Consider the following 12,292-nt stretch of genomic DNA (forward strand, 5'->3'; position numbering starts at 1 on the left):
GGCTGGCGCCCGGCATCTGCTCCGGAGTGGCACGCAGCAGGCGCGGCCCATCCCCGCTAACCTAGAAATCGCAGAATTCCAACGATCCACCCCCGCAGAACCACATGATCAACTTCTAGGCACCGCCCGGCCCGCCTGTTCTCTGCCTCGCCCTAGAAGCCCTAGAGACATTCGCCTACCCGGCGGCAGGGCGCAAACCGCCGGCCAGGCAAATATCAGGTGAGCAAGAAGATCGTCCGCTCGACGGCGGCCCGGCTCAGCGTGCATCCAAGGCGCTTCGCCGCACGCATCGACGCGACACCACGGCCAACGGGCCTACCTCGAGGCAGGGCACCGCCGCGGTGGCGTGGGTGAACGCACAAGGACGTGCCTTCGGCTACTGATTCCCGGCCCCGAACTGATCGAGCGCGAGTACAAGCTGACACCAGGCGTCATCGGAGACAAAAGCCCTCGCGCGATCGGCAACCTTGTTGATGTCGTCGACGAGTCGCGCCGCCTCCTTGCTGCGCCCGTCCGCGTAGCGATGGTCCAGGAGGAACGGCGATTCGCGAACAGCGTGCATCGTTACGGTGTCGAGGAAGACGGCGAGTGCGCGGGCGGCCTGTCGCCGCTCCGAGGCCTCCCCCTGCTCGCGGTCCGACCGTTCCACCAGAGGCAGAACGTCCCGAGCGTCAATATCAACACTTACCCGGGGCACCACGACACTGAACCGGCCCTCCCACAGGCGGCTGAATGCATCGTCCACATCGAGGCTGACCACCGTGCCGATCTCGGAGCCGCCGCGATCGGTCGTCTCGATTGCCTCCCGAAGGCCAGCTACCTCGTAGGCGAACCGGATCAGGTTGTCGTCTCGCATCGATGCTCCGATGACAAGGAGGTGCTTGGTGAGCATGAGTGACTGCACGAGCGAGCCGACCGGCTTCCAGCGGCTGTCGTAGTGCACGAACGAGCTTCGTGACAGGACGATCGACTCGGGGTGCTCCACGTCGCCGTGCATCTTCAGCAGCCAAGGCCGCTCGCTCGACGTCCTGCTCCACGGCAGGACATCGATGGCGGTGTCAGTCTCCGTCCCGTGAGCTGCCGTGACAGCGCGTTCGTACAGCCGGTCGTAGTTGGTGGTCACTGCTTCTCGCACATCGAGACTGGCGAGCAGGGCGTGAGTGAGGCTCGGCCGTGCTGCGCCGTTAGTGATGATCCGGGCCACATGCCGGCCGAGTTCCGCCTCCGAACCTGCAGGGTCGGCGTGGCGCGCGCGGGCCAGGGTCACCTGGACGAGTTCCGCCTGCTCGAGCGGTCCGAGCCGATCGATCTTGTCCTCGAGCTCGTTCAGTCCTAGGTCTCGGACGAGCTCGGCGAGCAGTTCGCTCCAAGACGGAAGTCCCGCCGCGATACTCACTCCTGCGCCGAAGAACAGCGCCACCTCGCCCCGGCGGATGCGTTCACCGAGCCCCGCGGCTGTCTCGACCATCGCCGAAGGCACGGAACTCCCCGCCTCTCGACGCCGATGTTGCAGAGCGGCGTAGTCCGACCGCTCCAGGGCGACGAGCACGATGTCAACACCAAGGCAGTTCGCGGCGTCGCGGAGTTTCGCTACCAGTGCAGTGATGACCTGGCCTCGAAGCCGACCGTGACCGCCAATCCCTGTTCCGATGACGGGCATCGCGATGAGGGGCAGGTGACGGCCCGCTGCCTTCGCGGCGCGGCCCAGGGCCTCGCCTGAGCGCTCAACGATCGCTTGGACCGCGCGATCCGCCGCTTCACCGACTGCGGACGGCGAGCCACCGACGACGTCGAGGAACCACACCGCGGGAGCGGGCTCGCCGACAGGCGTCCGACGCGCGGGTAGTGCAGCGCCGCGGGCCCACCCTTCTGGGCGAAGGTCGTGCCAGGATTCGTCAGGCCTGAGACCCGCGCTTCCGCGCCACCAGTCCCCGACGTTGAACCATTCGTCCGTAGGGATGACAACGGCGTCGGCGCTCAACATGTCGAGCCGACCGTTGACCACAAAGAGGTGACCAGGCGTCATGCGCGAACGCTATGGGATTACGCACCATGTCGCGCAACTGGGCCGGGCACAGATCAGCTTGAATGCACCCTGCCGCCGGCCGGGCGCACGCGACGTCAACCCAGTCGCAGGAGGCGCCACCCGCAACGAACAAACGAAGGCGGGCCCCGGCAAACCGCCAGGACCCGCCTCCACCCGCCCTACCCCAGGATCACGGCTGGATCGTAGGAACGAAGTTGTTCAGCAGGAACTTGCCCTTCTTCCCCGGCGGCAGCTCACCCATGAACCGAGTGACGACACCGGTCCGCTCCGACTTGACCCACAGCTGGAAGTCGATCGTCTTGACCGAAGAGTCGGCCCAGTGCTCGGTCTGCGCGGCCACGAGCACAGCCTTCGTGGCGCCCTCGACCTCGACGTACGAGGCGTAGTAACCGAGCTTGTTCAGCTCCTTCGGCTTCGGCATCGTCTGGTCCACGAAGGGCGACTGGACGAGGATCCGCCAGTGCTGGTCGGACTCTTCGGAGATGGTCTTGGGGGAGGTCCACTCGTGGCCCTTACCGCCGTCGCCCACGATCTTCTCGCCGGTCCACTTGGCCGGGACTTTGTAGTGGACGCCGTTGGTCTTGGTCTTCTGCCAGTTGTCGGTCGCGCCCGGGGTGGGAGCACCGAGCTTGACCTCGGTCCCGACCTTGGGGCAGTCGGCGGCGGCCGAGCAGGACACCGACGTGGTGCCGGCGGTGGCGGTCGTCGCCGTGCCCGCCGTGAGGCCCACGAGGAGGCCGGCCAGCAGGACCATCGAACCTATCTTTGCCTGTGTGTTTCGCATGACTCCTAAGACGCATCAGCCGACGGGATGGTTGTGCCTGTTCTGAAAGTCGTTCGATGTACTGGCAGGTCGGACGCCCTTTTTGGCGGTTTCGCAGGGCTCACGGGTACCCGCGGGTCCTGCCGACGCGCTGCTCGAGCAGCCGCTCATGCGAGGTACCGCGAGGCGACACAGACTGAACGTATGGGTGAGAAGAAGATCCACAAGGGTGACGAGGTCACCTGGTCGAGCCACGGGCAGACGGTGCACGGCGAGGTCGTCGAGGAGATCACCGAGGACACCGAGGCGGCAGGTCGGACGGTTCGGGCCTCGAAGGACGACCCGCAGTACCGCGTGCGAAGCGACAAGAGCGGTAAGGACGCGGTCCACAAGCCATCAGCGCTGGGGGACAGCACATGAGCATCGAGTTCGAGCAGGCCGTGAACATGACGGCGACCGAGCTGGAGCGGTGGCTCGCCACCGACGAGTCCAGGTCGGTGGGCCAGTCGGACGGCGGCGAGTCGGTCGGGCACGAGTCCGGCCGGCACATCGTGCGTCTGCTGCGCAAGAAGAAGGGTGACCTGACGGAGGGCGACCAGGCGCACATGCGCAAGGTGGTCGGGTACGTCCACCGGCACCTGGCCCAGCGTCCGGACGGGGACGTGGAGCACACGCGGTGGCGCTACTCCCTGATGAACTGGGGTCACGACCCCCTCAAGGACTGATCCGACCGGCCAGGTACAGTCCCAGCATGACCGGCCCCCGGCGCTACCGTGACGTCCGCACAGCCACGCTCACGGCCTCACCCGAGATCGTGTGGCGCGCCGTCCTCGATCAGGTCGAGGTGCTCGGGCTGCCGTCCTGGTACGTGCGCCTGATCGGCTGCCGCGACAGGCAGGCCTCAGGCCCGCGACCGCTCGCGGCCGGTTCGGTGGTCCCGGGATTCAAGGTGACGACGGCGGATCCGCCGACTGAGATCGTGCTCGACGGCGTCCACCGGTTCTCGGTCTACACGCTCACCTTCCGCGTCGTCGCAACCGATGCGGGTACGCGCCTGGAAGCACACAGCGACGCGACTTTCCCGGGCGCCCTCGGCGCGATCTACCGGCTGCTGGTGATCGACTCGCGCTTCCACAAGCTCGCGACCCGGAGCATCGTGACGCGCATCCGTCGACGGGCCGAGCACTCCACGACGATCAGCTAGCCCGCGCCGATCCACAGGGCGACGACCAGCTTCACGAAAACGGGTGGGTCCACCAGGGGGCGTGCGCAAGGATGACGAACGTGGACCCACGAGCTGACGCCGCCGCCCTGGTCGCCGACCGCTACCCGGACGCGCGCTGGGCGCTCCTGGCCGGCAGCGTGCTCGACCCGGGGTCCCGGACGGCGGGTTCGGACCTCGACATCGTGGTGTGCGTGCCCGACGACGCCGTCGGCCATCGTGACGCCACGCGGTGGCGGGGCTGGCCGGCCGAGCTGTTCGTGAACACCGAGGCCGGGCACCGCTGGTTCGTCACGCAGGAGACGGCGCGGCGGAAGCCGACGCTGGCCCGGATGATAGCCACGGGCGTGCCGGTCGTGGGGGAGGCCCACGTCGCCGGGCTGAAGGCCGAGTGCCAGGCGGTGCTGGAGGCGGGCCCGGGACCGGCGTCGGACACCGCGCTGGAGGACGCCAGGTACGGCGTGACCGACCTGCTGGACGACCTCGCGTACGCCCGCGACGGCGGCGAGGCCGACGTGGTGCGGTCGGTGCTGTGGGAGCGGGTCGGGCACCTGGCGCTCGCGGCGGCCGGGAGGTGGGACGGCGGCGGCAAGTGGCTGCTGCGCGAGCTGCGTGCCTGGGACCTCGGGTACGCCGCCCGGTGGGTGGCCGCCCGGCACGACGACCAGACGATGGTCGCCGTGGCGCATGCGACGCTCGACGCCGCGGGCGGGCCGTTGTTCGAGGGGTACCTGCGGCAGGCGCCCGTCGTCGACGAGATCTCCGCGACCTCCACGCCGCCGTCGGAGGTGGTGCGGTGCGCGGCGCGCGCGATCCTGCTGGACGACGAGGGCCGGCTCGTCGTGATCAAGCGGACGGTCCGGGGGCGTGCCCCGTACTGGGTCACCCCTGGTGGTGGCGTCGAGCCCGAGGATGCCTCGGTGGAGGACGCGCTGCACCGCGAGCTGTTCGAGGAACTCGGTGCGACGGCGCGCATCGTCCGGCAGGTGTTCCTGACGTCGCAGCCCAAGGACACCGGGATCAGCGTGCAGCACTACTTCCTCGCGCGGGTCGTCTCGATGGACCTGGCGCTGCGGTCCGGTCCCGAGTTCCAGGAACCGGTGCGCGGCACCTACGACGTCGAGCACGTCGACCTGCGCGACAACGCGTCGCTGGCCGGCATCGACCTGGTGCCCGCCGCGCTGAAGGCCTTCGTCCGGACCAACCGCGACGCGCTGCTCGCGGACGCCGAGGTCTCCTGAGCGCCGGAGTCCTCGGCATGACGTGCGGCATCCCGGCGCGGAATCCATAGTGAACGTTGCGTCTCTTAGCGCCTTCCTCTACGCTGGTTAGAGAACGCACCGTTCACTAGGGGGTCGCATGGACACCGGCGCACGTCGGGTACTGCCAGGGCTCATGCTCGTGATGCTGCTGGGCGCCCTCGACCAGACGGCGATGGCGCCGGCGCTGCCCGCAGTGGCCGCGAGCCTTGGACGGTTCGACCTCATGCCCGCCGTGATCACGGCGTACCTGGCGGCTGCGACTGTCGCGATGCCGCTGCACGGCAAGCTCGGGGACCGGTTCGGGCGCAAGCCAGTGCTGCTGGTCGCGATAGTGGTCTTCGTGCTCGGTGCAGTCCTCTGTGCCACGGCGACGACGATGCCCTGGCTGATCGCCGGGCGGATCGTCCAGGGCGTCGGCGGCGGCGGGCTCATGATCGGCGCCCAGGCGGTGCTCGGCGAGGTGGTGAGCCCGCGCGAGCGGGGCCGCTACCTCGGGCTGCTCGGGGTGGTGTACGTCGTCGCCGCGGTGGGTGGTCCGCTGCTGGGCGGGCTTGCCGTCGACCACCTCACGTGGCGCTGGATCTTCGCGCTCTATCCGCCGCTCGGCCTGGTCGCGCTGGTCGTCGTGGCCCGCACGCTGCGCCTGCCGCGACCGGCGGAGCGTCGGCCGTTCGACGTGCTCGGCGCGTTCCTGCTCTCGCTCACCGTGACGGGCGTGATCCTGCTCAGCAGTGGCGGCCTCACGCGACCGGCTGTGGTGGTCGCGGCTCTGATCACGGTGCTGGCGGCTGCCTGCTGGCTCGTCACCGCCCGCCGGGCAGCCGACCCGGTGCTGCCGCTGCGCCTGTTCCGCAACCGAGCCGTCGCGATCCCGATGGCCATCAGCCTGGTCATCGGCTTCGCCCTGTTCGGGACGATCAGCTACCTGCCCGCGTTCCTCCAGGTGGCCAGGGGCGCCTCGGCCACGCAGGCCGGACTCGTGATCACCGCGCTGATGGCGGGTGTCCTGATCACCACCACGGTGTCGGGCCGGATCATCACGCGCACGGGTCGCTACAAGGCCTTCCCCGTCGCCGGAACGGCCCTCGCCGCGCTTGGGCTGGCCCTGCTCGGCGCGGTCGGCTCCGCGACGCCGCTCCCGCTGGTGTTCGGCGCCCTGTTGCTGATCGGGCTGGGCGTGGGGATGGTGATGCAGGTGATGGTCCTTGTCGCGCAGAACGGCGCCGAACATCGCGACCTGGGCGTGGCGACGTCTGCCGTGACGTTCCTGCGCCAGATCGGCGCGAGCACCGGCGTCGCCCTGATCGGCACCCTGATCACCTCCCGGTTCGCCGCGGCGCTTCCGCCCGGCACCGATCCGCGCACCGTGACGGCCCTCGACCCGGACCAGCTCGCCCACCTGCCCGCGGCCGTCCGGGACGCCTTCGGTTCCGCCGTCCCGCCGGTGTTCGGGCTGGTCGCTCCACTGCTCGTGCTGGCCCTCGTGCTGGCCATCGCACTCCCCGCCCAGCCGTTGCGCGAGACCGCGCACGTCGCCACCTCGTCCGGAAGAAGCGACCCATGACCCACGCGCCCGCCCGCCCAGACACCAGCTTCGTGCTGCCGCTCGCCGCCGTCGGCCGCGACGACCTCGCGGTGGCGGGCGGCAAGGGCGCCAACCTCGGCGAGCTGGTCCGTGCCGGCTTCCCGGTGCCGGACGGCGCCGTCGTCACCACGGATGCCTACGCTGCGGTCGTGCGGAGCGCGGGTCTCGCGGCGCTCCTCGACGCGGCCGCCGACGACGAGGGCGGCGCGCTGCGGGCGGCCTTCGCCTCCGTCGAAATGCCTGCCGACCTGCGCGCGGCGATCCTCGACGCCTACGCACTGCTCGGGTCCGGTCCCGTCGCCGTGCGGTCCAGTGCCACCGCGGAGGACCTGCCCGGCGCGGCGTTCGCCGGGCAGCAGGACACCTACCTCAACGTCGTAGGCCCCGACGCGCTGCTCGACGCGGTCCGCTGCTGCTGGGGATCGCTCTGGACCGAGCGCGCCATCGCCTACCGGTCGCGCCGCGACGTCGATCCCGAGGGGGTGCGGATCGCGGTAGTGGTCCAGCGGATGGTGCCGGCCGAGTTCGCGGGCGTGCTCTTCACGGCCAACCCGGTGAGCGGCGCCCGCGACGAGGTGGTGGTCGACGCGAGCAGCGGGCTCGGCGAGGCCGTCGTGTCCGGGCTGGTCACGCCGGATCACTACGTCCTCGGCGGGGACGGGCGGGTGCGCGAGCGTCGGCCGGGGCAGCGTGAGGTCGTCGTGCGCGGGGTCGAGGGTGGTGGCGTCGAGCACCGGACCGACGAGGCACATCTGGAGCTGCCCGACCCAGTGCTCGCCGAGCTGGCCGCGCTCGGCCGGAGGGTGGCAACGCACTTCGGCAGGCCGCAGGACATCGAGTGGGCGTGGGCCGACGGACGGGTCTGGCTGGTGCAGGCGCGGCCGATGACGGCGCTCCCGCCCCCGCCGCTGCACCTGTCCCGGATCCAGCGGATCACCGGCCCGCAGTTCGTCGAGTACGTGCCGGTCCGGCCCTACCCCATGGACACGAGCGGCTGGATCAAGCGCGGCATCGGGCGCACGGTCGAGCGGATGCTCGCGGAGATCCCGGGCCTGCGTCTCGACTTCGCCGACGTGCTGCCGGAGCGTGACGGTGTGGTGGACCGCTTCGTCCCGCCGCAGCCACGCCCCACGTGGAAGCTGCTCGGCGCGCCCGCCCGCAACCTGCCGCGGGTCCGGCGCTACCGCCCAGCGGACTGGACGGCCGATCAGCGGTACATCCGGTTCGAGCAGGAGGCGCACGAGCTCGCCGACCTCGATGTGCGCACGCTCGGCTGGGCGGAGCTGCGCGGGCTGCCCCAGCGCACGTTCGAGGTCCTGGACAGGATCACTGACCTGCGGGTGGACTACCTGCCTCGGGTCGGGGTCGACCTGCTGCGGTTGCGGGTGCTGCAGGCGCTGCTGCGCCGCCGAGACCTCGCCGGGCTGACCCTGGGTACCCGTACCCGCACCGAGGACGCCAACCGGGAGCTGCTGCGGCTCGCCGAGCAGGTGCGCGCCGACGGGGCACTGCGCGCCGACGGGGCACTGCGCGCCGACGGGGCGCCGCCCGCCGACGGGGCACTGCCCGCCGACGGAGCGCTGCGCGCCGCGTTCGAGCTAGAACCGGAGGCCCTCGCGGAGCGGATCACGCAGGATCCGGCGTTCAGCGATTTCCGCGCGGCGTTCGCGGCGTTCCTCGACGAGTACGGCCACCGCGAGACGACGAGCCCGCTGCTGATGTCGGCGCCGACCTGGGGCGACGCACCGGCCACCGTGCTGGGCATGGTGAAGCTCCTGGTGGAGGACGCGCCCGCGCTGCAGGCGGACGACCGCGCGGAGCGGGCCGAACGGCAGCTGCTGACGCACCCGCTGGTGCGCCTGACCCGCTCCGAGCGGCGCGTGCTGCGGCTGCTGGCCGATGCTCGCGCCGGGATCGCCTTCCGCGAGGACACCCACTTCCACGGCACCCGCACGCTGCCGGTGCTGCGCCACGCCGTGCTGGAGATGGGTCGCCGGCTGGCCGAGGCAGGCGTGCTGCGCGAGGCGGACGACGTCCTGCACCTGCGCCTGGAGGAGCTGGAGGGCCTCGGCGAACCCACCACGCTCGCTCCTGCCGACGCCGACCGGGTGCGCGTCGTGGCCCGAGGCCGCTCGGCGCGCCGCGCGGAGCTGGCGGGCGTGCCGCTCATCGCACCCGACGTGCTGTTCCCCGGCCGCGCGACCGGCGGGGACGCCCTGGTCACCGGCGCCCCGGCAAGCGGTGGGCGGGCCACGGGTCCGGTGCGGGTCGTCCGGGACGCCGCCGACTTCCGCCTGCTGCGTACCGGCGACGTGCTGGTCTGCCCGTACACCAACCCGTCGTGGACGCCGCTCTTCCAGCGAGCCGCCGCCGTCGTCGTGGACACCGGTGGCATCGGCTCGCACGCCGCGATCGTCGCGCGCGAGTACGGGATCCCGGCGGTGATGGGTTCGGCCGTCGGGACGAGCGTCCTGACCGACGGACAGGTCGTGACGGTCGACGGCGGGACGGGCCGCGTCACGGGAGACTAGGACGGTGAACTCTCCGGCGCGCCCCCTGGCGGATGCAGATGTCGATCACCGGAAGCGGTCCCGCAGGCGCGGGGCGGCCCTGGAGGACGCGATCCTCGAGGCGGTGCTCTCCGGGCTCGCCGAGACGGGCTACGCGCGGCTGTCGGTCGAGCGGGTGGCCGAGCGCGCGGGCGCGAGCAAGGCGTCGCTCTACCGGCGCTGGCCCAGCAAGGTCGAGCTGGTCATGGACGCGATGTACCACGTCTTCCCCGACGCCGGATCCCCGCCGGACACGGGCAGCCTGCGCGGCGACCTCCTGGCCGTGATGCGCGCGGTCGCCGAGCGGCTGGCCGGGCCGGCCGGACAGGCGCTGGGCGGGGTGCTGAGCGACGCGCTCGGGGACCCGGAGAAGGCCCAGCGTGTGCGTTCCTACGCCCGCGGGTCCGGCCAGGCCGCGATGCGCGAGGTGGTGCGTCGCGCGGTCGACCGCGGCGAGGTGGATCCCGACTCGGTCACGGAACGACGGCTGGAGTCCGGTCACGCGATGCTGCGGCACTACTTCATCACCCAGGGCGTCCCGATCCCCGACCACGTCATCGTCGAGATCGTGGACGAGGTGATGATCCCGCTCCTGCACCTCCCGAGACCATGAGGGCTTCTGCGACGTCGGTCAGGAAGTGGTGCGCTCGACCGTCCCGCCGGACGGTGGTGATCAGACCCGCGGCCCGCAGCTTCGCGGCGTGCTGACTGATCGCCACCGTCGTCGTGCCCGCGGCGGAGGCGAGGTCGCGCTGGGTTCGCTGCCCCCGCGCGATGGCGGCGAGCATGGTCGCTCTGGTGCCGCCCAGCACGCCTGCGAGGTCCGCGACCCGAGGCGATGGCTGGTTCTCGGCACCGTCGACGTCGCGCGCCAGGGGATAGGTCAGGACCAGCGGCGCGTCCGGCTCGAGCGGGATGTGCACGCTGACCCGGGTCGCGAAGTAGCTCGGGGCCACGACGAGACCTCTGCCGCCCAGGTCCAGCGCGTCGTCGGCGCTCTGCTCGACGGTCAGCGTCGAGGTGTGCTGGTCCCAGCCGACCGTTCCGTGGAGACGCTGGAGGACCTGGCCGAGCCCGTCCGTGGCCAGCTCGGCGGTCCGGGCCCGCAGGTCGGCGGAGAGGTGGCTCTCGATCGTCGTCCACTCGTCGCCGATCAGACCCTGGGCATAGCGGTGGAGCGCGCGGAGGAAGGCGCGGCGTTCGGCGTCGCTGTCGAGCATGCGCCCGAGCCGCGTCAACGACGGGTCACCGAAGCGGCTCAGGTGGTCCACCTCGGCTCTCAGCCGCTCCGCGGGTGCATCGAGGAAGGCGGCGGCCATGCCGGCCGCCGTCGGCGCCGGGCCCGTGACGCCCACGAGGTCGAACATGCAGCCGGTGCGTGACGCGAAGCTGTTGATCTCCAGCTCGTCGGGCGCCGCGAGCGACCGGCGCATCCGGTCCCGCCACGCCAGCCAGCGCCGTCCGGGGTGTGGTTCGCGCAGGACCGTGATGCTCTCCCACGCCTCGGCCAGCGGCCCGATCGTCGGGACGAACCTGACCTTCGTGAGGTCGGCAGGGGTCAGGTGGAAGCTGATCATCGATCGACGTGTCCTCGGGTCCGCGCTTCGGTGGAAGAGCTCGAAACAGGAACGGCCCCGGCCAGGCCACGATTCCCCGGGCGATTCCTCAGGTGATTCCCCGGGCGATTCCCAAGTGATAAGGCCAGGCTTTCGACTCTCGACCGGCAGAGGGTTCCCGGGCGACGGTACTCGTTCCGCCGTCGACGCAAGGAAAGCACCTGATGCAGCTCGGACCACTCGGACGGACCGGTATGACCGTGTCCTCCTACGCCCTCGGCACGATGATGTTCGGTGCGGCCGGCAACCCGGACCATGACGAGTGCGCGCGCATCGTCCACGCGGCCCTGGATCACGGCATCAACTTCATCGACACGGCGGACATGTATTCCGGAGGCGAGTCCGAGGAGATCGTGGGCAAGGCGCTGCGTGGCAGGCGCGACGACGTCATCCTGGCCACCAAGGGACATTTCGCGCTCGAGGAGGGGCCGAACCGCAGCGGAAACTCGCGTCGCTATCTCGGTCGAGCGGTCGAAGCCAGCCTTCGCCGCCTGAACACCGACTACATCGACCTCTACCAGGTCCACCGGCCCGACCGCGAGACCGACCTGGAGGAGACGCTCGGCGTGCTCACGGACCTCGTTCGCGAGGGAAAGATCCGGACGTTCGGCACGTCGACCTTTCCGGCGCACGAGATCGTGGATGCCCACCGCGTCGCCGAGTCGCGCGGCCTGATGCGACCGCGCACCGAACAGCCGCCGTACAACCTCCTCGCCCGAGGCGTCGAACGGGACGTCCTGACCGTCGCCCAGCGCTGGGGGACGGCGGTGCTGACGTGGAGCCCGCTCGCGTTCGGCTTCCTGACCGGGCGGTACCGCAAGAGCGGGACGGCGCTCCCGGAGGGCCGGGCGGTACTGCGGCCCGCCTGGTTCGACCCTGCCGACCCGGTGACCGCCCGCAAGCTCGACGTCGTCGAGGAGCTCGTGCGGATCGCCGAGGAGGCGGGCTGCTCGCTGCCGGAGCTGGCCACCGCCTTCCCGCTGGTCCATCCGGCGGTGACGTCGGTGATCATCGGGCCCCGCACGCTCCCGCAGCTCGAGGCGACGGTCGCCGGGGCCGGGCTGCGGCTCGACGACGCCGTCCTGGACCGCATCGACGAGATCGTCCCGCCCGGGACCAACGTCTACGAGCCGAACGGGGCCTTCGACGCCCCGCTGCTGGCTGACCCGGCGCCACGTCGGAGACGTCCGGCCGATCGGGCCGCGAGCTAGTTCTCCTGGCCCGGCCCGACCCCGTCCACCCAGGGCC

General features: G+C 71.1%; 11 protein-coding genes. 8 read left to right on the forward strand and 3 right to left on the reverse strand.

Annotation, left to right across the window (positions count from 1 at the left end; all coding sequences use genetic code 11):
• Positions 1–376: 376 nt before the first annotated feature.
• Positions 377–2,026 carry an SIR2 family protein gene (locus tag ACNYC2_RS04350; RefSeq protein WP_419705848.1) on the reverse strand — a complete coding sequence of 550 codons (1,650 nt, stop codon included), beginning with the start codon at positions 2,024–2,026 and terminating at the stop codon, positions 377–379.
• A 190-nt stretch (positions 2,027–2,216) separates the two neighbouring features.
• Positions 2,217–2,831 carry a hypothetical protein gene (locus ACNYC2_RS04355; protein ID WP_419705849.1) on the reverse strand — a complete coding sequence of 205 codons (615 nt, stop codon included), beginning with the start codon at positions 2,829–2,831 and terminating at the stop codon, positions 2,217–2,219.
• 183 nt (positions 2,832–3,014) lie between these two features.
• Between ACNYC2_RS04355 and ACNYC2_RS04360 the strand changes: the two genes are divergently transcribed.
• The 7 genes from ACNYC2_RS04360 (at position 3,015) to ACNYC2_RS04390 (ending at position 10,041) form a co-directional block, all read left to right on the forward strand.
• Positions 3,015–3,230, forward strand: coding sequence for a DUF2945 domain-containing protein (locus ACNYC2_RS04360; protein WP_419705850.1), 216 nt, complete (start codon positions 3,015–3,017; stop codon positions 3,228–3,230).
• Positions 3,227–3,535, forward strand: a complete 309-nt coding sequence (locus ACNYC2_RS04365) for a DUF3140 domain-containing protein (protein WP_419705851.1) — start codon at positions 3,227–3,229, stop codon at positions 3,533–3,535. Before ACNYC2_RS04360 ends, ACNYC2_RS04365 begins: the two co-directional genes overlap by 4 nt.
• A gap of 26 nt (positions 3,536–3,561) precedes the next feature.
• Positions 3,562–4,014: an SRPBCC family protein gene (locus ACNYC2_RS04370; RefSeq protein WP_419705852.1), complete on the forward strand. Its 453-nt coding sequence runs from the start codon at positions 3,562–3,564 to the stop codon at positions 4,012–4,014.
• Positions 4,015–4,094: 80 nt separating this feature from the next.
• Complete coding sequence (locus ACNYC2_RS04375) at positions 4,095–5,273, forward strand: NUDIX hydrolase (protein WP_419705853.1); 1,179 nt, start codon at positions 4,095–4,097, stop codon at positions 5,271–5,273.
• A gap of 118 nt (positions 5,274–5,391) precedes the next feature.
• Positions 5,392–6,858, forward strand: a complete 1,467-nt coding sequence (locus ACNYC2_RS04380) for an MFS transporter (RefSeq protein WP_419705854.1) — start codon at positions 5,392–5,394, stop codon at positions 6,856–6,858.
• Positions 6,855–9,410, forward strand: a complete 2,556-nt coding sequence (locus tag ACNYC2_RS04385; protein ID WP_419705855.1) for a PEP/pyruvate-binding domain-containing protein — start codon at positions 6,855–6,857, stop codon at positions 9,408–9,410. Before ACNYC2_RS04380 ends, ACNYC2_RS04385 begins: the two co-directional genes overlap by 4 nt.
• A 4-nt stretch (positions 9,411–9,414) precedes the next feature.
• A complete protein-coding gene (locus tag ACNYC2_RS04390; protein WP_419705856.1) occupies positions 9,415–10,041 on the forward strand; it encodes a TetR/AcrR family transcriptional regulator in 627 nt (208 codons plus the stop codon).
• On the opposite strand, the gene ACNYC2_RS04395 is transcribed toward ACNYC2_RS04390, so the two are convergent.
• Positions 9,983–11,005 (reverse strand): DUF5937 family protein, encoded by a 1,023-nt coding sequence (locus ACNYC2_RS04395; protein ID WP_419705857.1) that lies wholly within the window; start codon positions 11,003–11,005, stop codon positions 9,983–9,985. The two genes, ACNYC2_RS04390 and ACNYC2_RS04395, sit on opposite strands and share 59 nt — an antisense overlap.
• Positions 11,006–11,208: 203 nt before the next feature.
• Between ACNYC2_RS04395 and ACNYC2_RS04400 the strand changes: the two genes are divergently transcribed.
• Positions 11,209–12,255, forward strand: a complete 1,047-nt coding sequence (locus tag ACNYC2_RS04400) for an aldo/keto reductase (RefSeq protein ID WP_419705858.1) — start codon at positions 11,209–11,211, stop codon at positions 12,253–12,255.
• The last annotated feature ends 37 nt before the right edge of the window (positions 12,256–12,292 follow it).

The organism is Promicromonospora sp. NFX87 (assembly GCF_048564965.1).
GTDB lineage: Bacteria > Actinomycetota > Actinomycetes > Actinomycetales > Cellulomonadaceae > Promicromonospora.